The organism is Mycobacterium gordonae, assembly GCF_001417955.2.
Classification (GTDB): domain Bacteria; phylum Actinomycetota; class Actinomycetes; order Mycobacteriales; family Mycobacteriaceae; genus Mycobacterium; species Mycobacterium gordonae_B.
The window spans coordinates 59,100-82,980 of the sequence record NZ_LKTM01000223.1 but is presented as its reverse complement, the minus strand read 5'-3'; the positions used below and the strand labels follow the sequence as shown (position 1 = coordinate 82,980).

Below are 23,881 nucleotides of genomic sequence, written 5' to 3'. Positions count from 1 at the left end.
AGTCTCTTTCAACTTCCTCGAACGGGGTCTTCCCGCGCTCCCCATATCAACTCTGCGGCGCCCAGTTCGAACAACTCCGCGGCAACCGAGAGGCCCAACTCCCGTGCCCGATCGGAGGTGCCGATCCCGGACGCGCGGATCACGTCGGATCCGTCGAGTGCCGCCACGCAGCCGCGCAACGACAGCTCTTCGAAGACCCGCCCCTCCTCATCGATGGACTCGACCACTTCCGCGATCGCGCCCACCGGTGCCGAACAGCCGGCCTCCAGTTCGGCGAGCAGAGCACGCTCCGCGGTGACCGCCGCACGTGTGTCGGCGTCGTCCAGTTCCGCCAACACCGCCGCCAGACGACTGTCGTCGGCCCGGCATTCGACGGCGAGAGCGCCCTGAGCAGGTGCTGGCAACATCTGCACCGGCTCTAGCGTCTCGGTGACGTCGTCGAGCCGACCCAGTCGGGCCAACCCGGCCCGGGCCACCACCACGGCGTCAAGATCACCACTGCTCACCCTGTTCAACCTGGTATCTAGGTTGCCTCGTAGGGGGCGGATTTCCAAACCGAGACCCAATGCTCTAAGCTGTGCGGCCCGCCGCGGCGAGGAGGTTCCCACCAGCGAACCGGCCGGCAACTCCCCGAGCACCAACCCGTCGCGGGCGACCAGCGCGTCGCGGGGGTCGTTGCGTCGCGGTATGGCCGCAATGGTGAACCGGGGGTCGACCGCGGTCGGCAAATCCTTGTGCGAGTGCACAGCCGCGTCGACGCGGCCCTGGGCCATCGCCTCCCGGATCGCGGTGGTGAAGACGCCCACCCCGAGTTCTTCGATCGGGGCCGAGGACCGGTCGCCCACCGTGCTGATCGTCACCAACTCGGCGGGATGGCCGTTGGCGATCAGCGCGTCCCTGACGGTCGCGGCCTGAGTGGTGGCCAGCAGACTGCCCCGAGTGCCTATCCGGATCACGTGTGCCAATCGGTCACTCGGCCGAAGGATTGTCGAATTCCGTTGCCAGGGCTTGGAATTCGCCAGGAGCCGCCACGGCGGCTACGGAATTTATCGCGGTCTGTTCCAGCTCGAAAAGCTCGCGCAGCGCCTCGGCGTAGCTGTCGCCGCCCGGCGCACTGGCCAGCTGCTTGATCCGCACCGTGGGGGCGTGCAGCAGCTTGTCGACCACTCGTCGCACCGTGCGGGCCACCTCTTCGCGCTCGGCGGAGTCCAGGCCGGGCAGCCGGTTGTCCAGGCGCAACAGCTCCGCCTCGACGACGTCGGCGGCGCGCTGACGCAGCGCGGTGACGGTCGGGGTGACCTCGGCCATCCGCTGTCCGGTCAGGTAGGCGGCGACTTCGGCGGCGACGATGTGACGGGCCGCATCGACGTCGGCAGCCGCCGCGTGCGCCGATGGTTCGTGCTGCACCCGGTCCACGTCGACCACCAGCACACCGGGCAGCCCGGCCACCGCCGGGTCGACGTCGCGCGGCATGCCGAGGTCACAGATGATCAGGGGTTTCGCGGCTTCGTCCCGTGGGGCGCTGACCAGGGCGTGATGGACGTCGGCCAGCGACACGACCGGGCTGACCGCGCCGGTGCTGCTGACCACCACGTCGGCGTCGGCCAGCGCGTCAGCCAGCCGGTCCAGGGTCAGCGCCTGGGCCGCGATGCCCGACGCCTCGATCCGGTCCGCCAACCGGGCGGCCCGGGCCAGCGACCGGTTCAACACCTGCACACGGCCGATACCCGCGCGGGTCAGGTGTGCCGCCGCAAGCGCGCCCATCGCCCCGGCGCCGACCACCACGGCGGTCTTGCCGTCCAGCGAGCCCAGCTTGCGCTGGGCGATGTCGAGCGCCACCGAGACCACCGAGGCGCCGGCGGCGTCGATCGCGGTTTCGGAGTGCACCCGCTTACCCACCGAGAGCGCGCGCTGCGCGAGCTCGTGCAACACCCGGCCGACCGCGCTGTTGGCCTCGGCAGAGGCGTAGGCACGGCGGACCTGCCCGAGCACCTGCTGTTCGCCGACCACCGCCGAATCCAGGCCGCTGGCCACGGCGAACAGGTGCTCGACGGCGGCCTCGCTGTAGCGGACGTAGGCGTGCTTGGTCAGATCGCCCATCGGCAGACCCGAATATTCGGCGAGCACCTGCCCTATCACCGACAGGCCGCCGTGGAACGCCTCGACGACGGCGTAGACCTCGACACGGTTGCACGTCGACAGCACCATGGCTTCGCTGACCAGCGGCGACTGCAGCACGGAGTCGACGATCTTGATCTGATCGGACTCGTCGATACTGAGTTGTTCCAGCACGGAGACCGGCGCACTGCGGTGCGAAACCCCGAAGAGCAGGATGCTCACGGCAGCATCACCTGGCCCGCTCCCTTGCAGCGTCGGAAAGTGAACTACTACCTACGGTAGACGGTTGTCAGGTGGGCTACCAAATATCCAGCGCTCACGGCCGCCGGACGGCGAGGTCGGCCCGCAACCGCGGCTCGTCGACCTCCCAGTAGCTGTGCTCCCGGCCGTCGAGCAGCACCACCGGCAGCCGATCGCCGAATTCGGCCCGCAGCTCGGGTTTTCCGGCCTGCGCGGCGGCGTCGACGTCAGTGCTGACCAGGTCGAAGTCGAGCTCTTCGGCCAATTCGGCCAGTTGCGCGTGTATCCGGTCACAGATCGCGCAACCGGCGCGCGTCAGCAGCTGCACCTGCGGTCGGCGGGCGGACGTGACCATGGCCACCAGTGTCGCATTCGCGCCGCATCGGGCGGATAGGGTTGGTATCGGCTCGACAGCTTGCACCGACTTGGGAGGTTTGGCATGGCTTCCTCTGAACCCGTGAGCGGTCGCGTCGACCTGGAGGCGCTGGCCGCCGACGCCAGTGCCGAACGGGCGCTGGACGATCTGCGCGCGACCCCAGAAAGCGAGCGCCCGCAGCCGCCCGTCGACCTGACCGCTGCCGCGTTCTTCGACGTGGACAACACGCTGGTGCAGGGCTCCTCCGCCGTGCACTTCGGCCGGGGGCTGGCTGCCCGGGACTACTTCACCTACCGGGATGTACTCGGATTCGTATACGCGCAGGCCAAGTTCCAGATTCTCGGCAAGGAGAACAGCGACGACGTCGCAGCCGGGCGGCGCAAGGCGCTGGCCTTCATCGAGGGCCGGTCCGTCGACGAACTGGTACGACTGGGCGACGAAATCTATGACGAGATCATCGCCGACAAGATCTGGCCCGGCACCCGCGAACTCACCCAGATGCACCTCGACGCCGGCCAGCAGGTGTGGTTGATCACCGCCACGCCCTACGAGCTGGCGGCGACCATCGCCCGTCGGCTGGGGCTGACCGGCGCGCTGGGCACCGTGGCCGAATCCGTCGACGGGATCTTCACCGGCCGCCTGGTCGGCGACATCCTGCACGGCACCGGCAAGGCCCACGCCGTGCGCTCGCTGGCGATCCGGGAGGGGCTCAACCTCAAGCGCTGCACCGCCTATTCCGACAGCTTCAACGACGTGCCCATGCTGTCGCTGGTGGGCACCGCGGTCGCGATCAACCCGGACGCCCGCCTGCGCAGCCTGGCCCGCGAGCGGGGATGGGAGATCCGCGACTTCCGCACCGCGCGCAAGGCCGCTCGCATCGGCGTGCCGTCCGCTCTGGCGCTGGGAGCGGCGGGCGGCGCGCTGGCGGCTTTGGCGTCCCGGCGCCAATCCCGCTGATAGGCTGCGCCGCTGAGCTAACTCTTCGATCGGAAAGCAGCGTCATGACAGTTCCCCAGGGAGCCGAAGGAATCATCGGTAAGCACTACCGGCAGGAAGACCACTTCGTGGTCGGACGCGAAAAGATCCGTGAATTCGCGCTTTCGGTCAAAGACGAAAACCCGATCCACCACGACGAAGCCGTCGCCGCCGAGGCCGGCTACGACACGCTGCCCGCCCCACTGACGTTCCTGGCCATCGCCGGACGACGCGTCCAGTTGGAGATCTTCACGAAGTTCAGCATCCCGATCAACATCGCCCGGGTCATGCACCGCGACCAGAAATTCAAGTTCCACCGCCCGATCGTGGTCGGTGACGAACTGCACTTCGACACGTATCTGGACTCGGTGATCCAGTCGCACGGCACCGTCCTGGCCGAAATCCGCAGCGAAGTGACTGACGGCGAAGGAAAGCCCGTGATCACCAGCGTTGTCACCATGCTGGGCGAAGCGGCGCAGCACGACGCCGACACCGAGGCCACGGTGGCTGCAATTGCATCCATCGGATAGCGGCCGGTAGCGTCGGATTAATGACAGAAGGCACCCAGCTGCAGCCGCCGGTCGAGGCGGTGCAGTCGCACTACGACCGTTCCAACGAATTCTTCAAGCTGTGGCTCGACCCGTCGATGACCTACAGCTGCGCCTACTTCGATGAGAACCCGAACATCGACGAGCCGCAGACCAAGACGCTCGAAGAGGCACAGTTCGCCAAGCGCAAGCTGGCGCTGGACAAGCTGAACCTCGAGCCCGGCATGACGCTGCTCGACATCGGCAGTGGCTGGGGTTCGACCATGCGCCACGCCGTCGAGCACTACGACGTCAACGTCATCGGCCTGACGCTGAGCGAGAACCAGCTCGCCCACTGCCAGCAGAAGTTCGACGAGATGGACAGCCCACGGCGCAAAGAGGTCCGGCTGCAGGGCTGGGAGCTGTTCGACGAGCCCGTCGACCGCATCGTCTCGCTGGGCGCGTTCGAACACTTCGCCGACGGGGCCGGCGACGCCGGCTACGAGCGGTACGCCACCTTCTTCAAGAAGTACTACAGCTTGCTGCCCGACGACGGCCGGTTCCTGCTGCACTCCATCGTGGTGCCCACCGCCGAAGAGGGCAGGGCGATGGGGCTCAAGACGACGATGACGCTGCTGCGCTTCATCAGCTTCATCCTGCGGGAGATCTACCCCGGCGGTAAGTTGCCGCAGGTCGAGCAGGTCGACCGCTACTCGACCGAGGCCGGGTTCAAGATCGAGCGCCACCACTTCATCGGCAAGAACTACGTCCCCACCTTGAACAGTTGGGCCGACGCCCTGGAAGCGAACAAGGAGAAGGCGATCGAGCTCAAGGGCGAGCAGGAGTACGAGACGTTCATAAAGTACCTGCGCGGCTGCTCGGACCTGTTCCGCGACGGCTACACCAACGTCTGTCAGTTCACCCTGGTCAAGTAGCCCCGGTTCTCACACAAGCGACGCGAAAGCCCCGATTCCTCAAAGGAATCGGGGCTTTTCGCTGGGCCTAGCCGAAGAAGATGTTGCGCCGGCCGGCCAGCAACCGGTACAGCGTCTGCTGAATCGTCTCGCGCACCTGGTCGGTCAGCTCGAAGGTGACCATCGGGTCCTCGGCGTCGCTGGGCGCGTAGTCGGCCGTATGAATCGGCTCGCCGAACGCAATCCGCCACTTCGACGGCAGCGGCACCAGCCCCGCCGGCCCGGCCAGCGGGAACAGCGGGGTCACCGGGAAGTACGGCAGGCCGAACAGGCGCGCCAGCAACTTCACGTCGGTCAGCATCGGGTAGATCTCTTCGGAGCCGATGATCGAGCAGGGCACGATCGGAGCCTTGGTGCGCAGCGCCGCCGAGACGAAGCCACCGCGGCCGAACCGCTGCAACCGGTAGCGATCCTCGAAGCGCTTCCCCAGGCCCTTGTAGCCCTCCGGGAACACCGCCGTGAGTTCGCCAGAAGCCAGCAACCGGTGTGCGTCGGTGGTGCAGGCCATGGTGTGGCCGGCCTTGCGCGCGGTCGAGGAGATCACCGGCAGGTCGAACACCATGTCGGCGGCCAGCAGTCGCAGGTCGCGCTCCGCCGGGTGCTCGTCATGCACGGCGACCGAGAGCATCAGGCCGTCGAAGGGCAGCACCCCGGCATGATTGGCGACCACCAATGCGGCGCCCTCGCTGGGGATGTTCTCGATGCCGCTGACTTCGACCCGGAACCAGGAGTTGAAGAAGAATCTCAGCAAAGGCCGGACGATCGCGTCGTTGAAGTGCGGGTCGAATCCGAATTCGTCGACGCTGTAATCACCGGTCAGACGTTGACGGAAGAACCCGGCCACGGCGGCGACGCGCTGCGCGAGATCGTTGAGGGGCGCCTCGCCGGTGGCTGAGCCTCCGGCCACCCGCCGGTGTTCATCGATCTCGCGGACGACGGCAGCGATCTCTTCGGCCGATGCGCGACCGCTCGGATCGGAAAGCAGCGAGGGGTGCTGACGCGTGGCGTCGGCGCGTTGATCGGCACGGCGGCGCGCCGCTACGCGACCCCGATTACTGTGCAGTGGAATAACATTCGCTCTGGTTTCACCCGCCACGTTATCTACCCAAATCTATCTACGACCCCGCCCACGGAATGGGATTTCGGCTACCCCAGCGCTGCGCCACCGCTATGGCACGACCCTCCCAGGAGCGTACCCGATGAGGGTCGATTATGGGAGTTAAGTTACGGCCGCGGACGTAGTCGTCGAAGGCCTCTGCCGTCGACCATTTCGGCTGGTAGCCAAGCTCGGAACGCATTCTGGTGGTATCCATTACGCGGCCGTAACTCAGGTAGGCGAACTGATCGCGGCTGATCTCGTTATAACGGTTGGCACGCCGCAGCGAATCCAGGGCCCACACCCCGATTCCGGGTACTGGCAAGGGAATTCGTCCGGAAAGACGAATTGCTTGTGACAGCATGATGATTCCGTCGGCGCCGATGTTGAAGGTGCCGGCCCTGCCGGCCATCGCGGCGCGCTCCAGCGCGCCCAGCGCATCCTGTTCGTGCAGCAGCTGCAGCCGGGCATCGCGGCCGAACATCGTCGGCACCAACGGCCCCGCCAGGTACCGCGACAGCGAGGTGTCCATCGCGGGGCCGATCATGTTGGCCAGCCGCAGGATGGTCACCGCGATGTCGGGGCGCCGCCGGCCCAGCCCACGCACGTATCCCTCGATGTCGAGGCTGTCCTTGGCAAACCCGTCGCGGAAGGGCCGCCGGCTGCTGCTGTCCTCGGTGAACATCACCGGGTCGTGCGGGCTCGACCCGTAGACCTCCGATGTCGACTTCAGCACGACGCGGCGCACCGACGGCGCCTTCTGGCAGGCGGCGAACAGCTGCATCGCGCCCATCACGTTGAGTTCCTTCAACGCCGCGGTGCCACCGGACCGCGGGGCGTACGACGCGGCTGCCGCATGCACCACCGTGTCGACGTCGCCGTTCCGGATGACCTTCGCGATGAAGGGGTTCCGGATGTCGGCGCGCACGAACTCGGCGCGGCCCATCCGACGCAGCATGTCCTTGCTCGGCGCGATCGCGTCCACCGCTATGACGCGGTTGATCAGCGGGTTCTGCACGAGACGAGCGGTCAGGTAACCGCCCAGGAACCGGCACGCGCCGGTGACCAACACCACCTTCGGGTAGTGCACCGTGTCTGCGTTCGGCTGCTGGCCGCCGGTTCCCCCATCGTCCTGGCCATTCGACGAATCCACCTTGACAGCCTAACGACGAGGAGAAACGGAGGCGTTACGGACGGGTGACGGTACCCGCAGGCAGGACTTACTTGCCAAGTTTTCTGCGCTGCACCCGGGTGCGACGTAGCAGCTTGCGGTGCTTCTTCTTCGACATACGCTTGCGCCGCTTCTTGATTACTGAACCCATGAACTCCGCTATCTGACCGGCCGTCTAAGACCCCAAAAGGACCCAGCCACCTTACCGAACCCGGGCCCCGCAACACCAAACCGGCTGGGCGGCCCGCGCTCGGGGCAGGTCGCCGAGGCTCCGGAATGGCAGGGACCTACTCACACGGACGCCGGGCCGCCAAATCCAGGTGACTTACCAGGCGCCCTACCCGGCGTCGAAGTACGACGTCTCCAGCATGTCGTGAACCGCCTTGGCGTGGACCCGGAAGGACCGGCCGACCCGAACCGCCGGCAACTCGCCGTTGTGCACCAACCGGTACACCGTCATCTTCGACACCCGCATCAGAGCCGCCACCTCGGCGACGGTGAGGAATTGTGTCCGGGACTGCGCGGAGTCGGCCGATCCGGCCGCCTTACCTGCAGAATCCCGTGCCGACGGCCCATTCGTTGACGTCATCGCAACCCAATCGTGTCAGGCCCGCGCAATGCCAGCGGCTTCCCCTCCGCTGGCACCCACACGTGCATACAAAGAGGAGAATAGCGGGACTAGTGGGGTTCCTGGTACTGGTGAGAGACAATCAGTCCAAATTTCTTGAATTATTCCGATGTAATTCTCAGCTGCTCAGAGCGGCTTTTCGCGGCCTGCACGGCCGCGTCGACGGCGACCCGGAATCCGCCCCGTTCCAGCGCCCGTAGCCCGGCCGCGGTGGTTCCGCCGGGCGAGGTGACCGACGCTCTCAGCTGCGCCGGCGAGGTGTCGACCCGCAGTCCGATCGGCTCGCCGTCGGCCGGCGCACGCCCCTCATCCATCCGCTCCAGCAGCATCGCCGCGGACCCGGCCATGGTCTGCGCCGCCAGATCAGTAGCCACCTGACGGCTCAAGCCCACCGCGACACCGGCGTCCACCAATGCCTCGACCAGCAGGAAGAAGTACGCCGGACCCGATCCCGAGACCGCCGTCACCGCGTCGAGGTGCTGCTCGGACACAGTGAGCACGCCACCCACCGCGTCGAAGAGCGCGGACACCTCTTCCAGCTGCGTTGGGCTGACGAACCGGCCCTTGGCCAGCGCCGTCACCCCGGCACCGACCAGCGCCGCCGCGTTGGGCATCGCCCGGATCACCGGCGTTCCGGCCGGCAGCTTGGACTCGAAATAGGTGATGGTGACGCCTGCCGCGACCGTCACGAACACCTGCTCGGCGCTGTCGTGCTCGGCCGCCGCTGCCGCATCCGCGAGATCGCCGATCACCGCCTCGACGTCGGCCGGCTTGACCGCGACCACCACGAACGTCGCGTTCTCGGCCGCATCCTTGACCGACGTCACCACCAGCACGCCATAGGTGTTCGACAGGTACTTGGCCCGGTCCGGCATCCGTTCGGCCACCACGAGGTCCTTGACCTGCCGGCCCGCCCGCAACAGGCCGGACAACAGTGCCTCACCGATGCTGCCGCCGCCGATGATCGCGATTCTTGCCATGCCGGAGAGCATTCCAGACACATGGGCCGCGCTACCGGGCAGGCACCATCGCAAGTTGACGGGCCTGTACCACCAGGCGACCCAGCCGGTCGACGACGATGTGGTCCTCGTCGAACCAGTCGTGCCCGATCTCGAGGCAGGTGGCGACGATGCGCAGCCAGCCGTCGGCAGGCAGGGACCGGAGCAGCGCGGTGAGCTGAACGGTGGGCGCCCAGCCGGTCCGGTCCACGGCGAACGTCACCGGCGCGGACAGGTCGCCACACATGAGCGCGAACAGCCCGTCCGGGGCGACATCACGTGGACGCGCCCACATCTGGAGAAGCGGCGGCCGCCCGTCACCGGTCGGCTCCATCGTCGACAGCACGGGGCGGATGTCGCAACCCGCGCCCAGATGCACCAGCCCCGCCAGCCGGTGGCCAGGCCCGATCGGCGCCAGATCGTCCGGCGGTTCGGGAGGCATCAGATCCAGTACCGGGTTCGCCGACAGCAACGGCTCGCTCTCGCCCGGCAGGTGGTGTTCGGGCTCGCCCAGCGTCACCACGGCGTGCACCGCGGTGCGGCCGCCCTGAACCAACTCCACATCGGCCACCGTGATCCGGCGGCCGCGCTTGCGTGCGGCAGTTACCAGCCGCATCGGGCCCGGATCGGGCGCCGACAGGAAGTTCGCGGACACCGCCACCGGATGCAGGTTGCCCCCGCCGAACGCTGTCCGCGCGGCCTTGGCGCACAACGCCACCATCACGCCGCCGTGCACCTTGGGGCCTATCGTCCAGTGCTCACTGAGCTCGCCGTCGAACACGGGCCCGTCCGGGCCCGAGTCGACTTGGCGCAGCTCCATGGCCGCGGTGAACAGTGCGCTCATATCAGCGCAACAAGTTGGTGCGGGCGAACTGCAACGACTCGACGAGCATGGCTTCGCGCTCAGCGGCCGACCGCGCCCCCGAGGTGGACACTTCGAGTACCACGTGGCCGGTGAAATCGCTTGCGGCCAGCATCTGACACACCTCGGCGGTGGGCTGGGTGCCGCGGCCGGGCACCAGGTGCTCATCGGCGGGCAGGCCGCTGCCGTCGCACAGGTGCAGATGGACCAGCCCCGACCCCATCCGTTGCGCCATGTCCAGCGAGTCGGTGCCGGCGGTGGAGGTGTGCGAGAGGTCCAGCGTGTAGTGCGCGTGGTTGCCGTCCAGCGGGTCGTAGGACGGCGCGAAGGCGGATATCGCCGGACCGGGTCCGCCGCCGCGCCGGCGCATCCGCTCGCGGCTCTGGTCGCTGCCGAAGAACCGGTCGGCACGGAACGGAAACATGTTTTCGACGGCCACCATGACGCCGCTGGATTCTTCCAGGGCCTTCACCTGTTCGCCGAATCCCTCCGCATAGCGCCGTTGCCACCGAAACGGCGGGTGCACCACGACGGTCTGCGCGCCCAACTGCTCGGCGGCGCGCACGCTGCGGTCCAGCTTCACGATCGGGTTCGCGCCCCACACCCGCTGCGAGATCAGCAGGCAGGGCGCGTGCACGGACAGCACCGGCACGCCGTAGCGCCGTGACAGCCGGCCGATGGCGTCGATGTCCTGGCTGACCGACTCACCCCACACCATCAACTCGACGCCGTCGTAGCCGAGTCTGGCCGCGTACTCGAACGCGGCCTCGGTTCGCAGGGGATATACCGAGGCCGTCGACAGGCCGACTTTGATTGCTGGGCGCACTGGCTGTCTGAGGCGCCTAACCGGTTTGCAGCAGGGCCATCGGTCCGAGGGTGATCAGCGCACCCACTGCGACCGCGATCAGCGTGCTGGCGATGTCCTCGGTCTTGCGGACCACCCGGACACCGACCACCAGACCCAGGATCACCAGCACCGAGAGCACCAAAGCCACGATCGAGTTCCAACGCCACAGCTGATCGAAAGCGATGAACAGACCGGCGCCGAACGCTACGGCCAGGATGGACTGCAGCACGGTCAGCGCGGCCCGGCCCAGCGTCGCCATGGTGTTGCCTGAGCGACGTTGCGGCGCCTGCGCATCGGAGTCGAGGTCATCCTCGTCGACCGACGGGCGCTCGCTGCGCCGCCGCGCCACCTCGTCGGCGATCGACTGCCCGCCGAACAGCGTGTGTTCGGTGCCGCTGTCGGACTGCTGCAGGTATGAACGCACGTAGGCCGAGTCCTCGACCGGCTCTTCCGCCTCGCTGATCTCACTGTCCAGGACGTCGACCGAGGCGTCGGTGTAGTGCCCCACCGGGTCCGGGCTCATGCTGTCGGCGCCGGACTGCGGTTCGCCGGAGTCGCCGACCTCGTCCAGGTGACGCACCGGCCGGGGGTATTCGCTGCGCTCGGGCCCGGTCCTGCGGGTCGTTATCGGTTCGGACTTGGGCCAGCGCGGCTCGGGCTCGGCCCAGTACGGGGTCTTGGACTCAGGCTCGGCGGCGGTAATGGGGGCGGGTTCTGGGGTCGTTTGGGGAGCCGGTTGGGGAACCTGCTCGACGACGGGTTCGGGCGGCGCGACGGCTTCGGCGACCTGGACTTCGCGGTTGACCGGCGGCGGCGCCGCCGGGGCCGGCGCCGGCCGGTCGTCGCGGATCACGGGGATCTCGCCGGTCAGCTCGGCGACGGTAACCGAGTCGTCACCGCGCCGGCGCCGGCGCCGGCGCGTGACCGCGGGAGCGCCGATGGTTCCATTCCTGGCCAGCAGTTCGGCCACCGAGATCTGCTTGGTGTCCTCGGAGTCTGGTTCGGTCATGGTTTGCCTCTCGATCGGTTAGGCGAGTTCCGATCAACCAACTGCCGTCCAGCATCCCGCACCGACGTCTCAACCAGTGCCGTTCCGTCGGCTTCGGAGTCGAGTTTGCGCAAGATGAGACCCTCCCGTAGCGCCCACGGGCAGATGTCCACCTGATCTATCGACAGCGCTCGCATGCTCGCCTCCGCCACCAGCGCACCCGCGACGATCTGCGGTGCCCGCTCGGCGCTGACTCCTTCCAGTTCTGCCCGGTCAGCGGTCGTCATCCTAGAGATGAAAGATATGAGTTGTCTGAGGCCGTTTGCTGTGAGCGTCCGCTTCACCCGCGGACCGGCTGCCGACGGGGCCGCGCCGGTGAGGCGCGCCAGGGACCGGAACGTCTTCGAAGTCGCCACGGCGAGGTCCGGGGCACCGGCGTCAAGGACCGTCGCGCCGGCCTCGGACAACTCGGCGTCCAGCCAGTCGCGCAGCATGGCGACCCGGCGCCGGCCGGGTGGATCGTCGGGCAGCCACTCGCGGGTCAACCGTCCGGCACCCAGCGGCAGCGACATCGCGACCTCGGGCTCCTCGTCCACCCCGCTGGACACCTCGAGTGAGCCCCCGCCGATGTCGAGGTTGACGATGCGTCCGGCGCTCCACCCGAACCAACGGCGCACCGCCAGAAAGGTCAGCCGCGACTCGTCGACGCCGCGCAGCACCTGCAGCTCGACACCGGTCTCCTTGCGTACCCGGGCCAGCACGTCGTCGGAATTCTCGGCATCCCGCACCGCGGACGTGGCGAAGGCCATCAATTCGGCACAACCGGAGCTGACGCCGATCTTGGCGAACTCATCGATGGTGGAAACGAGCTTGTCGGCGCCGCGCTTGGTGATCTTGCCCGAGCTGTCGGTGGCCTCGGCCAGGCGCAGGGTTGCCTTCGTCGAACTCATCGGCGTCGGATGCCCACCGCGGTGCGCATCGACCACCAGCAGGTGGACGGTGTTACTGCCCACGTCCAACACACCCAATCGCACGGATTCAACCTAGTCGGGGCGACGGCGCACCCGTATCGCGACCCGCTGCGCAAGGCCCGGCCGGCGACACCGACGGCGTCCCCGGTGGTCGCAGGAATCGTGCACTAACGTTGCACCCGTGGCGAACTGGCGGCCCGGACAAGAGGTCGATCTGGACTTCACCCGCGAATGGGTGGAGTTCTACGACCCCGACAATCCCGAACACCTCATCGCGGCCGACATGACCTGGCTGCTGTCCCGGTGGACGTGTGTGTTCGGCACCCCGGCGTGTCAGGGCACGGTGGCGGGCCGCCCGGACGACGGCTGCTGCTCCCATGGCGCATTCCTGTCCGACGACGACGACCGTGCCCGGTTGGACGACGCGGTGCAGAAGCTGACCAAGGACGACTGGCAGTTCCGCGACAAGGGCCTGGGCCGGAAGGGGTACCTGGAACTCGACGAGAACGACGGTGAGCCGCAGTACCGCACCCGCAAACACAAGAACGCCTGCATCTTCCTGAACCGCCCGGGTTTTCCCGGTGGCGTCGGATGCGCACTGCACAGCAAAGCCCTCAAACTGGGGGTGCCGCCGCTGACGATGAAACCCGACGTGTGCTGGCAGTTGCCGATCCGGCGCAGTCAGGACTGGGTGACCCGCCCCGACGGCACCGAGATCCTCAAGACCACGGTCACCGAGTACGACCGGCGCGGCTGGGGTTCCGGCGGGGCGGACCTGCACTGGTACTGCACCGGCGATCCGGCCGCCCACGTCGGCGCTCAGCAGGTCTGGCAAAGCCTCGCCGACGAACTCACCGAACTGCTCGGCGAGAAAGCCTATGCGGAGCTGGCCGCAATGTGCAAGCGCCGCAGCCAATTAGGGCTTGTGGCGGTACATCCGGCCACCCGGGCGGCCGAGTAACCTAACCCTCGCCCTGCACGCTGGTGTAGGCGAGCACCATTCGCATCGCGCTGGCGTTCAGGTAGGCCTGGACAGCGGCGGCGGCTGCGGTCGCATCGCCGGCGGCCACCGCGTCGGTGATCGCCGCGAGATCGGCGACGACGGGTTCCGCGTCGTCGTAGGCGCGGGTGAGTTCGTGTTCACGGCCGCCGAAGGCGTCTTCCACCCAGCGATACAGCAAACTCAGGGCCCGGTTGCGCGTGCTGTGGATGAGGGCATGGAAGTAGGCGAGGTCAGCCGCCTGTCTGGCGGCGGCCGTCTGCGCCGCCCGGACCTCGGCCAGCGCGGCGGCCAGCGCCTGGTGGTCCTGCGGTTTGGCACGCTCCGCGGCAAGCCGGCCGATCACCGGGCCCAGTGCCGCCCTCACCTCGAGCAGTTCGACCAGGAACTCCGGCCCCAGCTTGCGCACCAGCGCTTCCACCACCGCCGGATGCGTGAGGCCGGCCGGATCGCGCACCACGCTGCCGCTGCCCTGCCGTACTTCGATCAGCCCCATCTGCTGCAGTCGCGCCAGCCCCTGGCGCAGCGAGGTGCGGTTGACACCGAGTTGATCAGCAAGTTCCCGCTCGGGCGGCAGCGTCGAGCCCGGCGGAAACACGCCGTCGAGGATGGCATCGGCGATCGACGCGGCGATCTGCTCATCGACGCGCTGACGATCCGGCGGAGGTATCGGAGAAGATTGGTTCATTGGCTCAACCAATATAGTATGGTGGCGGTCACCCAGGCACAACCCTGGCCGCGTGTCCAAACGGAGGTAAGGCAGTGGACGAGGAAATGCGATCGGCCGCGGTCCCCCGCTGGCGGGGTACGCCAGGCCGCCTCGAAGTGTGGTACGCCACCCTTTCGGATCCGGTGTCACACGCCGGACTCTGGGTGCACTGCGAGACGGTGGCGCCCACGGCCGGTGAACCGTACGCACACGGCTGGGTGACCTGGTTTCCGCCGCAGGGATCGCCACGCACCGAGCGTTTCGGCCCCGAACCCGTCCGGCCCGCCGCCGGAGCCCCGTGGTTCGACGCGGCGGGCGCCCTGGTGGGTCCCGAGCGGCTGTCCGGAGGCGCGCGCTCGCTGACCTGGGACCTGTCCTGGAAGGACACCGGCGCACCGCTGTGGACATTCCCCCGCCTGGCCTGGGAACGTGAAGTGCTGCCCGGCGCCCAGGTGGTGCTGGCCCCCACGGCCGACTTCACCGGCACTCTGACCATCGACGACACCGACATCCCCGTCGACCGCTGGCGCGGCAACGTCGCCCACATCTACGGGCACGGCAACGCCAGGCGCTGGGGCTGGATCCATGCCGACCTCGGCGACGGCGACGTGCTGGAAGCGGTCACCGCGGTGTCGCACAAGCCCGGCCTCAACCGGCTCGCGCCGCTGGCGTTCATTCGCTTCCGCATCGACGGAAAGGACTGGCCGGCAACGATTCTGCCGTCGCTGCGAATGCGCACCACACTCGGCCTGGAGCACTGGCAGATCGAAGGCCGCGTCGGTCGGCGCGAGGTGTTGATCCGGGTCGACCAGCCGTACGAACGGTGCGTCAGCCTGGAATACACCGACCCCGACGGCGGCAAATGCGTGTGCACCAACACCGAACAGGCCGATATCTACATCGAACTCGGCGACCGCCGGTGGTCGGTGAAAGGCACCGGCCACGCCGAAGTCGGCCTGCGTGGACAGCAGGCACCTCCCGTCAACGAAAGGTCCCTGTCATGAGCTTCGCCCTCGATCCCCCGCTGCTTGTCGCCTCCGGGCTGCTGATCGAGCGGCGCCTGCCACCCGAGCGCCGCGACGTCGCCGAAGCCGCGGTCCTGGGCGTCTTCTTCGCCGGGTCGTTCGGCCTCTACAACAACGTGCCCGGACTGGGCTTCCTGTGGCGGCCGTTCCGCGCCCGCAACGGCCGCGACTTCATGTGGAACTCGGGCGCTTTCAACCTGGACACCGCCGAGTTGGACTGGCCGGCACACGCCGCGGCCGGCGGCATCTTCGCCACCTACCCGTTCTTTCTCAAGCTCGGACGGGCACTCGGCCGACGCGTGGCGGCACGGTCATGAGCCGGCTGGCCGACCGCGTCGGCCGGTCCTCGATAGCCTCCTTCGGCACCGCACTGCTGCCGCAGGAGCACGGCGGGCCGACCGCGACAGAGTTCACGCAGCGGGTCGACCGATACCTGAAGCGGATGCCGGCCACCTCGAGGATGGCGGTGCGGGCGGGCATGGCCTCCCTGGCGGCGGCGAGCTACCTCACCACGGGCCGGTCGTTGGCGCGGCTCGGCCCCGCCGAACGCGAACAGGTACTGCGCCGCATCGCGGCGCTGAACGCCGATGCCGGCGTTGCCGTCGAAGGCATGAAGGTGATCGGGTTGTTGGCCAATGGCGCCGATACCTTTGCGGCCGAACTGCTTTCGCGTGCCCAGGACGACACCGTGGTGCGCCCGGACGCGGCACTTGACGTCATCCCGTCCTCCGCCAGCGCCTCGGTGGTCACCACAGACGTGGTGATCGTCGGGTCCGGCGCCGGCGGCGCGATGGCGGCCCGGACCCTGGCCCGGGCCGGCCTGGACACCGTCGTGCTCGAAGAGGGGCGACGGTGGACGGTGCAGGAGTTCCGCACCACCCATCCGATCGACCGCTACGCCGGCCTGTACCGGGGGGCCGGCGCGACCATCGCCCTGGGCCGCCCGGCCGTGGTACTGCCGATGGGCCGCGCGGTCGGCGGCACCACAGTGGTGAACTCCGGCACCTGTTTCCGTCCACCGGATGCCGTGCAGCGCCGTTGGCGCGACGAGTTCGGCCTGGACTTCGCCGACCCGGACCGGTTGCGAACCCACCTCGACGACGTCGAGCGCACTCTTCAGGTCGCCCCGGTGCCACTGGATGTGATGGGCCGCAACGGAAATCTTCTGCTGGATGCCGCCGGAACGCTCGGCTGGCAGGCCGCGCCCATTCCGCGCAACGCACCCGGCTGCGAAGGGTGTTGCCAGTGTGCGATCGGCTGCCCGCACAATGCCAAATTCGGTGTGCACCTCAATGCGCTGCCGCAGGCCTGCGCGGCCGGTGCGCGCATCATCTCCGAGGCGCGCGTGCAGCGGGTGCTGGTGGAGGGCGGTCGCGCCCGCGGTGTGCGGGCCCGCCGGCCCGACGGCACCGCGATCGACATCCTCGCCGACACGGTGATCGTCGCAGCGGGCACGACCGAGACGCCAATGCTGTTGCGGCGCAGCGGTATCGGTCAACATCCGCGGCTGGGCCGCAACCTCGCGCTGCATCCGGCGTCGGTCCTGGCCGGACGCTTCGAGGAGGACGTGTACGCGTGGCGCGGCGTGCTGCAGAGCGCAGCCGTCCACGAGTTCCACGAGTCCGACGGCGTGCTCATCGAGGCCACCTCCACTCCGCCGGGCATGGGGTCGATGGTTTTCCCCGGCTACGGCGCGGAGTTGCTGCGCTGGCTCGACCGGGCGCCCCAGGTGGCGACGTTCGGCGCGATGGTGGCCGACCAGGGTGTCGGTTCGGTGCACTCGGTGCGCGGCGAGACGGTGGTCCGCTACGACATCGCGCCGGCCGACATCGCCAAGCTGCGGGTCGCACTCATGGCCATCGGCAAGCTGTTGTTCGCCGCCGGTGCGGTCGAGGTGCTTACCGGTCTACCCGGTGGCACGACGGTCAAGTCGGAGGCCGAGCTACAGGACGTGCTGACACGTACCAACCCGCGAAGCCTGCACCTGGCGGCCTTCCACCCGACCGGCACGGCGGCCGCCGGCGCCGACGAGCAGATCTGTCCGGTCGATCCGGCCGGCCGACTGCGCGGAGTCGACGGCGTGTGGGTGGCCGACGCCTCGATCCTGCCCAGCTGTCCAGAGGTGAACCCGCAGGTCTCGATCATGGCGCTGGCACTCGCGGTGGCCGAAGAGGTGGTCGGGGCGGCCTAACCCTCCAGCTTGTAACCCAGCCCCCGCACCGTGACCAGGTGCACCGGATTGGCCGGGTCCGCCTCGATCTTCGAGCGCAGACGCTTGACGTGGACGTCGAGCGTCTTGGTGTCGCCGACGTAGTCCGCGCCCCACACCCGATCGATCAGCTGTCCCCGGGTCAGCACCCGTCCGCTGTTGCGCATCAGGTATTCCAGCAGGTCGAACTCCTTGAGCGGCAACGTGATTGCATCGCCATTCACCGAGACGACGTGCCGCTCGACGTCCATCCGGACCGGACCGGACTCCAGCACGCCGTCGCTGATCTCGGAGTCGTCGTCGCCGCCGCGGCGCAGCACCGCCCGGATACGGGCGATCAGCTCCCGGGCCGAATACGGCTTGGTGACATAGTCGTCAGCGCCCAACTCCAGGCCGACGACCTTGTCGATCTCGCTGTCCCGGGCGGTCACCATGATCACCGGAACGCCGGAGCGGGCCCGCAACTGCTTGCACACGTCGGTTCCCGACATGCCGGGCAGCATCAGGTCCAGCAGGACGATGTCGGCGCCGGACCGGTCGAACTCGGCCAGTGCCGAGGGGCCGTCGGTCACCACTGTGGCCTCGAAGCCCTCCTTGCGCAGCAGAAATGCCAGAGGGTCGGCCAACGACTCCTCGTCTTCCACAATCAATACGCTCGTCATCAGCGGCTCAGTTCTTCCTCTCGTTGTTGCCTGGGCCTAATTTCGCGGCCCAGCAATTGCTCAGGTTCTTGGTTGATGTCATCCGGCCCAGCTGCCGAACCAAATGCCGGGATGGACAAGGTGAACGTCGACCCGGTCCCCGGCTTGCTCCACACTCCGATGCTGCCGCCGTGATTGGCTGCTACGTGCTTCACGATTGCCAGCCCCAGCCCGCTGCCCCCGGTGGCGCGCGACCGCGCCTTATCGCCGCGGAAGAACCGCTCGAACACCCGCTCCTGGTCTTCCAGGGCGATGCCGATACCCCGGTCGGTGACCGCGATCTCGATATTGTCGCCGCGCCGGCGCCTGCTGATCGACACCAGCGACCCGCGCGGGGAATAGGCGATCGCATTGGACACCAGGTTGGCCAGCGCCGTCACCAGCAGTGTCTGGTCGCCCAGCACCCGCAGACCGCTGGGTGCGTCGGTACGGATCTCGATGTTGGCGTTTTCCGCCGCCACTTTGTGCCGGGAAATCGCTTCAGCCACCACCACGTCGACGTCGACGTCGGTCACGTTGGACAACCGCTCGGCTCCCTGCAGGCGCGAGAGCTCGATCAGCTCGGCGACCATGTCGCCCAGCCGGTTGGCTTCGATCAGCACCTTTTCGGCGAACCGGCGAACCGTCTCGGTGTCATCGGCAGAGGCCAGGAGGGCCTCGGCGAGCAGGGTCATGGCGCCGACGGGAGTCTTTAGCTCGTGGCTGACATTGGCCACGAAGTCGCGCCTGGTCGCCTCCATGCGCGCGAAGTCGGACTGGTCATGGACGAACACCACGGCGAATCGGCGGTCTTCCTCACTCAGCAACCGGGCGTGGCCGTGCACCGACAGCCCGGACCTGCCGCCCGGTCGCCTGAACGGTGCCAGGTCGAACTCCACATCGTCGCCGGCCAGCGCCTGCTGCGCGGCCTTCCACGCGGCGTCGTCCAGCTGCCGGTCGCGCACCAGGCCGAGTTCCCTGGCGCGATCGTTGAGGTAGACGACGTCACGGTGGGTATCGACCACCGCGGCGCCCATGGGCATCAGGGCGACGATCCGCTGCAGCATCTGCGCGACGGTGATACCCGTCCCGTCGGTGGCGGCACGTTGGCGGTTCTGGCCCGCCTGCCGCGACAGCCGGGCGCCCACCACAATCCCTACGGCCAGTGCCAGTCCGGACAAAACCCCGGCCAGCAACAGTGCCGAGAACACAGTCACATACAAAATCCTACAAATCGGGTGAACGCAGCCCTAGCGGAGCACGGCTAAAATCGGACAAGTCACACGCCGCGGCACAGGTGTTCCGCTGCTGTTAACGCGATGTTCAGCAAACGGTCCGGTAGGGGCAGCAATCAGCCTTTCGCCGCACCCTGGCTGGCCACGGCCGCGGCTCCCGCCGCGGCGGCCTCGGGGTCCAGGTAAGTCCCGCCGGCGACCTTCGGGCGCAGGTCAGCATCCAGGTCGTAGCGCAGCGGAATGCCGGTCGGAATGTTCAGCCCGACGACGTCGTCGTCGGACATCTGGTCCAGGTACTTCACCAGGGCACGCAGCGAGTTGCCGTGCGCAGCGATCAGCACCGTCTTTCCGGTGCGCAGATCCGGAACGATGACGTCGGTGTAGTACGGGAGGAACCGGTCCACCACATCAGCGAGGCATTCGGTGAGCGGGCCGCCGTCGATGTTGGCGTACCGGGGGTCCGCGTCCTGGCTGAACTTGCTGCCCTTTTCGATGGCCGGCGGCGGTGTGTCATAGCTGCGTCGCCAGGCCATGAACTGTTCTTCGCCGTAGCGCTCTTTCGTCTCGGCCTTGTCCAGGCCCTGCAGCGCGCCGTAGTGGCGCTCGTTGAGTCGCCAGCTGCGGTGCACCGGAATCCACAACCGGTCCGCGGCATCCAGCGCCAGGTGCGCGGTGCTGATCGCGCGCCGCAGCAGCGAGGTGTAGAGCACGTCGGGCAGTAGATCCTGCTCGGCGAGCAGCTCGCCGCCGCGCACTGCCTCGGCGCGGCCCTTCTCGGTCAGCCCGACGTCGACCCAGCCGGTGAAGAGATTGAGGGCGTTCCATTCGCTCTCTCCGTGGCGCAGCAGTACCAGCGTAGCGGTGTCTCCCATGGCGGCAAGTCTCTCACGCAGTCTCGTCGTCTTCGTCTATCAGGTGCGCGAACGCCTCCAGGTTCTTCAGGGACTCACCGCGGGATACCCGCCACTCCCATTCCTTCTGGATCGACGACCGAAAACCCAACTCCAGCAACGTGTTGAAGTCCGAATCCACCGCCTCGAGCACCTGCCCCAGCACGCGGTCGATCTCCTCGGCGTCAACCGACGCCAGCGACATCCGCCCGACTAGGTAGATGTCGCCGACTTTATCCAGGGTGTAGGCGACGCCGTAGAGGCGGCGGTTGCGTTTGAGCAGAAACCGGTACACACCCTCGTGGTTCTCGTCGGGCTTGCGGCACACGAACGCCTCGACCCGCACCGAGTGTTCGCCGATGCTCAGGATCGTGTTCGTCTTGAGCCGCCGCTCACCGGGGAGCTCGACGATGATTCCGGCCAGCCCGCCGCGCGCGCCGGCATGTTTGGAGTAGTTCAGCTCGCTGGCCTGCAGCGCATCCTCGATCACCTGCTCCACACTCATGCGCCAACCCCCCGCCGGGCCGACCAGCGCCTCGGCTTGCGCTTGGCGACAAGGTCGCGCACCCGGCGCTGACGTCCGGCGCTGAACTCGGCGATCGCGCGCCGGTAGCTGGCCAGCAGCGCGTCGGTGGTGTTCTCCCAGGAGAACGTGGCGGCATGCCCGGCCGCCGCCCGGCTCATCGCCCAGCCCTGGGGTCCGGCGTTGACCCGCAGCAGGTGGTCGATGGCGTCGGCCCACTGCCCGACCTCGTGTCCGGACACCAGCGTGCCGGTGATGCCGTCGCGCACCGCCACCGGCAGCCCGCCCACCGCGGCCGCGACCACAGGCGTCCCGCAGGCCTGTGCTTCTACCGCGACCAGGCCGAAAGACTCCGAATAGCTAGGCACGGCAACCAGATCCGCAGCGTGGAACAAGGTGGCCAGGTCTTCGCGGGACTGCGGCGGCAGGAAGGTCACCCGCGAGGCGATGCCGAGTTCACCGGCAAGCCGGGCCAGGCCGTCCGGAGATGCCAGGCCGCTGCCGGACGGGCCACCGGCCACGACGATGCGCACCCCCGGCAGGCGCGCCGCCGCACGCAGCACGATATCGGGCGCCTTGAGCGGTTGGATGCGCCCGACGAAGGCAACCACCGGCTCATCGGGTGCCAGCCCCAGCCGGGCGCGGGCCGCCGCCCGGTCGCCGGGCCGGAAAACTTCCAGATCGACGCCTGGGTGCACCACGTCAATGCGCGCCGGATCGGCGTGGTGCAGCGAAACCAATTGCCGCGCTTCATCTTCGGTGTTCACGATGAGCCGGTCCGCCTCGTCGACGACCTGCTGCTCGCCGACCGTGCGCAACGGCGGCTCCGCGGTATCGCCCGCGGCCAGCGCGGCGTTCTTCACCGCGGCCAGCGTGTGCGCCGTGTGCACCAACGGCACCGCCCAACGGTCGCGGGCCAGCCACCCGACCTGCCCGGACAGCCAGTAATGGGAGTGCACGATGTCGTAGTAGCCGGGCTCATGCGCGGCTTCGGCGCGCAGCACACCGGCGGCGAAGGCGCACAACTGAGTCGGCAGGTCGTACTTGTCGAGTCCCTCGAACGGCCCGGCGACCACGTTACGGACCAGCACACCGGGCGCGGCGCGCACCACCGGCGGATCGGCCGACGCGGTGGCCCGGGTGAAGATCTCCACCTCGATACCGCGCTTGGCCAGGTGCAATGCGCTTTGAAGCACGTAGACATTCATGCCGCCGGCGTCCCCGGTGCCGGGTTGTGCCAGCGGCGAGGTGTGCACCGCGAGCAGGGCTACCCGGCGTGGTTCGTCGTCGTAACGCACACTGTCATCTTTACAGGACGCGCCGCGGCGTAAGGCCGGGCGCATGGCTGGGATCGACAGCTACGCAGGTCAGACCCCTACTTGGCGATGGCCGCGGGCTCGGTGTCGACGAGCCGCTCGCTCAGCGCTCCCGATCGCCGCATCGCCCCCAGCGGGTCGGCGTAAAGGCCGTCCAGCGACACGATTCCCGCTCCGGCCTCCTGCACGCGATTACCGAAAGCGGTGACGCGGATGTCGCGTGGCGCGAGCACCGAACGCTCGGCGAAAGCCGCCTCCACGTCGGCCATCCCCTCCGGACACTCGGTGAACGCCTGCCCGCCGACCACCACCTCGTCGGGATTGAGCATGTCGCGCAACAGCGCGACGGCCCCGCCGAGCACCCGCGCCCGCTCCGATAACAGCTCCCTGGCCTGGTCATTGCCGGCCCGCGCCACTCGCAGCAGGTCGGTCATGGCGGACGTCGACGCACCCGGGCGATTGGCTGGGGCCACTCCGGGCAAAATCCGGAGCCGGCGGGCGGCCGCCAAGACGGCCTCGTCACTGACGGTGGACTCCAACTGCCCCGAGCCGCCGAGCAACTCCGACTGCACCGGCAGCGGGGCGATGGTGCCCGGACCGCTGGCGGGGCAGTGCACCCGCCCGCCGATCACCAGGGCATAGCCAACGGTCTCCCGCGCGTACACGTACAGGCTGGTGGACGAACCCGGGTTGAACCGCCGCATCCCCAGGAGCAGCTCCGCCCCGGCCATGGCGTCCACGTGCGACGCCACCGACACGGGCAGGCCGAGCGCATCGGCCAGCACCGGCCCGACCGGAGCCTGGCGCCAACCCAGTCGCGGATGGTCCACCAGGCCGGTTGCGCTGTCGACGGTGCCGCCGATCGCCACGCCGGCCCACAACGCGCGCCGCCGGTGCCAGCGGCGCAGGTAGCGGCTGGCGCTGTGGGACAGCGCGGTCAGAGCGGGACCCGCGCCGCTGAGCGGCGTGGGGGTCTCGACCGTGTCCAGGGTGCGGCCGAACAGATCGGTGGCCACGATGCTGGTGGTGCGGGCGCCGACGTGGATGCCGAGCGTGACGAAGGGTTCGTGGTTGACCTCAACCGGCACCCTCGGTCGTCCGATCGCCCCGGAAACCGCCAGGTCGGCTCGTTCACGAAGCAGTCCAGCATCGAGCAACGCGATGACCTGACGGTTCACCGTGGCGATGCTCAGTGAGGTGACGCTGGCGATGACGTCGCGGCCGACGGGTCCGCGTAACCGCACGGCGCGAAACACCGAGGCCGCCGCCGAGTCCGACAGGTGCAATGCCGGGGGCACAACCTGCCGGTAAGCCCGCAACTGTCCGTTGAGTCCGGTGCGGCTGTGCGATTGGTGGGTGAGGGTAGTCGAGTGCACTGGCAGTCCTTTTACGAGTTCCGATGGCCGGGTCCCTGGCCACACCCGCGACTTGCGTCAGTTCAGGCGCGGCAAAGTGCGCGACAACAACACGCGCCCGCGTAGAGACACGCGGTCGTCGTGCGGAACTTGGCACTGCAGTACACA

At 68.3% G+C, this 23,881-nt stretch carries 25 protein-coding genes and 1 pseudogene; 7 read left to right on the top strand and 19 right to left on the bottom strand.

The annotated features are described in order from the left end of the window. Positions 1-8: 8 nt before the first annotated feature. The 3 genes and pseudogenes from hemC to AO501_RS16540 form a co-directional block, all read right to left on the bottom strand. Positions 9-956, bottom strand: a complete 948-nt coding sequence (hemC, locus tag AO501_RS16550; RefSeq protein WP_055578732.1) for a hydroxymethylbilane synthase — start codon at positions 954-956, stop codon at positions 9-11. A 13-nt stretch (positions 957-969) separates the two neighbouring features. Then, positions 970-2,340 carry a glutamyl-tRNA reductase gene (locus AO501_RS16545; RefSeq protein ID WP_055578731.1) on the bottom strand — a complete coding sequence of 457 codons (1,371 nt, stop codon included), beginning with the start codon at positions 2,338-2,340 and terminating at the stop codon, positions 970-972. A gap of 51 nt (positions 2,341-2,391) precedes the next feature. Beyond that, positions 2,392-2,713, bottom strand: a pseudogene (locus AO501_RS16540) (glutaredoxin family protein). An 84-nt stretch (positions 2,714-2,797) separates the two neighbouring features. On the opposite strand from AO501_RS16540, the gene AO501_RS16535 reads away from it, so the two are divergent. From AO501_RS16535 to AO501_RS16525, 3 genes are read left to right on the top strand one after another with little or no spacing between them, the layout of a single operon-like run. After that, positions 2,798-3,691 carry an HAD family hydrolase gene (locus tag AO501_RS16535; RefSeq protein WP_055578729.1) on the top strand — a complete coding sequence of 298 codons (894 nt, stop codon included), beginning with the start codon at positions 2,798-2,800 and terminating at the stop codon, positions 3,689-3,691. Positions 3,692-3,735: 44 nt separating this feature from the next. After that, complete coding sequence (locus tag AO501_RS16530) at positions 3,736-4,239, top strand: FAS1-like dehydratase domain-containing protein (RefSeq protein WP_055578728.1); 504 nt, start codon at positions 3,736-3,738, stop codon at positions 4,237-4,239. Positions 4,240-4,259: 20 nt separating this feature from the next. Then, complete coding sequence (locus tag AO501_RS16525) at positions 4,260-5,171, top strand: cyclopropane mycolic acid synthase family methyltransferase (RefSeq protein WP_055578727.1); 912 nt, start codon at positions 4,260-4,262, stop codon at positions 5,169-5,171. Positions 5,172-5,238: 67 nt separating this feature from the next. Here AO501_RS16525 and AO501_RS16520 read toward each other — a convergent pair whose 3' ends face one another. The 9 genes from AO501_RS16520 to AO501_RS16485 all read right to left on the bottom strand — a co-directional run bounded on the left by AO501_RS16520 (position 5,239) and on the right by AO501_RS16485 (position 12,834). Continuing rightward, positions 5,239-6,321 carry a lysophospholipid acyltransferase family protein gene (locus AO501_RS16520; RefSeq protein ID WP_156452613.1) on the bottom strand — a complete coding sequence of 361 codons (1,083 nt, stop codon included), beginning with the start codon at positions 6,319-6,321 and terminating at the stop codon, positions 5,239-5,241. A gap of 4 nt (positions 6,322-6,325) precedes the next feature. After that, positions 6,326-7,459: an SDR family oxidoreductase gene (locus AO501_RS16515; RefSeq protein WP_055578725.1), complete on the bottom strand. Its 1,134-nt coding sequence runs from the start codon at positions 7,457-7,459 to the stop codon at positions 6,326-6,328. 67 nt (positions 7,460-7,526) lie between these two features. Continuing rightward, positions 7,527-7,628, bottom strand: a complete 102-nt coding sequence (locus tag AO501_RS35945) for a 30S ribosomal protein bS22 (protein WP_003402602.1) — start codon at positions 7,626-7,628, stop codon at positions 7,527-7,529. Between the two features lie 186 nt (positions 7,629-7,814). Further along, positions 7,815-8,066 carry a cell division/environmental response transcriptional regulator gene (locus tag AO501_RS16510; protein ID WP_055578724.1) on the bottom strand — a complete coding sequence of 84 codons (252 nt, stop codon included), beginning with the start codon at positions 8,064-8,066 and terminating at the stop codon, positions 7,815-7,817. 140 nt (positions 8,067-8,206) lie between these two features. After that, positions 8,207-9,085 (bottom strand): pyrroline-5-carboxylate reductase, encoded by an 879-nt coding sequence (gene proC / locus AO501_RS16505; RefSeq protein WP_197419872.1) that lies wholly within the window; start codon positions 9,083-9,085, stop codon positions 8,207-8,209. Positions 9,086-9,116: 31 nt separating this feature from the next. Then, entirely contained in the window at positions 9,117-9,947 is an 831-nt protein-coding gene (locus tag AO501_RS16500) for a thioesterase family protein (RefSeq protein WP_055578722.1), read from the bottom strand. 1 nt (position 9,948) lies between these two features. Further along, on the bottom strand, positions 9,949-10,791 hold the full coding sequence (locus tag AO501_RS16495) for a sugar phosphate isomerase/epimerase family protein (protein WP_055578721.1): 843 nt from the start codon (positions 10,789-10,791) through the stop codon (positions 9,949-9,951). 16 nt (positions 10,792-10,807) lie between these two features. Then, positions 10,808-11,821: a hypothetical protein gene (locus tag AO501_RS16490; protein ID WP_055578720.1), complete on the bottom strand. Its 1,014-nt coding sequence runs from the start codon at positions 11,819-11,821 to the stop codon at positions 10,808-10,810. Continuing rightward, a complete protein-coding gene (locus AO501_RS16485) occupies positions 11,818-12,834 on the bottom strand; it encodes a Ppx/GppA phosphatase family protein (protein WP_055578719.1) in 1,017 nt (338 codons plus the stop codon). The genes AO501_RS16490 and AO501_RS16485 overlap by 4 nt, the downstream gene beginning before the upstream one ends. A 118-nt stretch (positions 12,835-12,952) precedes the next feature. Here AO501_RS16485 and AO501_RS16480 point away from each other — a divergent pair, with 118 nt between their 5' ends. Next, complete coding sequence (locus AO501_RS16480) at positions 12,953-13,732, top strand: hypothetical protein (protein WP_055578718.1); 780 nt, start codon at positions 12,953-12,955, stop codon at positions 13,730-13,732. A 1-nt stretch (position 13,733) separates the two neighbouring features. Here the strand turns inward: AO501_RS16480 and AO501_RS16475 are convergent, their stop codons facing one another. After that, positions 13,734-14,459: a FadR/GntR family transcriptional regulator gene (locus tag AO501_RS16475; RefSeq protein WP_055578717.1), complete on the bottom strand. Its 726-nt coding sequence runs from the start codon at positions 14,457-14,459 to the stop codon at positions 13,734-13,736. A gap of 74 nt (positions 14,460-14,533) precedes the next feature. Between AO501_RS16475 and AO501_RS16470 the strand changes: the two genes are divergently transcribed. Genes AO501_RS16470 through AO501_RS16460 form a run of 3 tightly spaced genes read left to right on the top strand, consistent with a single transcriptional unit; the run spans position 14,534 to position 17,696 of the window. Then, on the top strand, positions 14,534-15,484 hold the full coding sequence (locus tag AO501_RS16470) for a hypothetical protein (protein WP_055578716.1): 951 nt from the start codon (positions 14,534-14,536) through the stop codon (positions 15,482-15,484). Continuing rightward, on the top strand, positions 15,481-15,822 hold the full coding sequence (locus tag AO501_RS16465) for a hypothetical protein (RefSeq protein WP_055578715.1): 342 nt from the start codon (positions 15,481-15,483) through the stop codon (positions 15,820-15,822). The genes AO501_RS16470 and AO501_RS16465 overlap by 4 nt, the downstream gene beginning before the upstream one ends. Continuing rightward, positions 15,819-17,696, top strand: coding sequence for a GMC family oxidoreductase N-terminal domain-containing protein (locus AO501_RS16460; protein ID WP_055578714.1), 1,878 nt, complete (start codon positions 15,819-15,821; stop codon positions 17,694-17,696). Before AO501_RS16465 ends, AO501_RS16460 begins: the two co-directional genes overlap by 4 nt. Here AO501_RS16460 and regX read toward each other — a convergent pair. The 6 genes from regX to AO501_RS16430 all read right to left on the bottom strand — a co-directional run bounded on the left by regX (position 17,693) and on the right by AO501_RS16430 (position 23,734). Next, complete coding sequence (gene regX / locus AO501_RS16455; protein WP_055578713.1) at positions 17,693-18,376, bottom strand: two-component sensory transduction protein RegX; 684 nt, start codon at positions 18,374-18,376, stop codon at positions 17,693-17,695. The two genes, AO501_RS16460 and regX, sit on opposite strands and share 4 nt — an antisense overlap. Continuing rightward, a complete protein-coding gene (locus tag AO501_RS16450) occupies positions 18,376-19,611 on the bottom strand; it encodes a sensor histidine kinase (protein ID WP_156452611.1) in 1,236 nt (411 codons plus the stop codon). The genes regX and AO501_RS16450 overlap by 1 nt, the downstream gene beginning before the upstream one ends. Positions 19,612-19,745: 134 nt before the next feature. Further along, on the bottom strand, positions 19,746-20,501 hold the full coding sequence (locus tag AO501_RS16445; RefSeq protein ID WP_055578712.1) for a phosphoglyceromutase: 756 nt from the start codon (positions 20,499-20,501) through the stop codon (positions 19,746-19,748). A 13-nt stretch (positions 20,502-20,514) separates the two neighbouring features. Then, on the bottom strand, positions 20,515-21,024 hold the full coding sequence (locus AO501_RS16440; protein ID WP_055578711.1) for a YbjN domain-containing protein: 510 nt from the start codon (positions 21,022-21,024) through the stop codon (positions 20,515-20,517). After that, a complete protein-coding gene (gene mshA / locus AO501_RS16435) occupies positions 21,021-22,385 on the bottom strand; it encodes a D-inositol-3-phosphate glycosyltransferase (protein ID WP_082658675.1) in 1,365 nt (454 codons plus the stop codon). The genes AO501_RS16440 and mshA overlap by 4 nt, the downstream gene beginning before the upstream one ends. Positions 22,386-22,417: 32 nt before the next feature. Beyond that, the gene (locus AO501_RS16430; RefSeq protein WP_156452610.1) at positions 22,418-23,734 is read right to left on the bottom strand and encodes an ROK family transcriptional regulator; all 1,317 of its coding nucleotides are present in this window, start codon (positions 23,732-23,734) and stop codon (positions 22,418-22,420) included. Positions 23,735-23,881 lie beyond the last annotated feature (147 nt).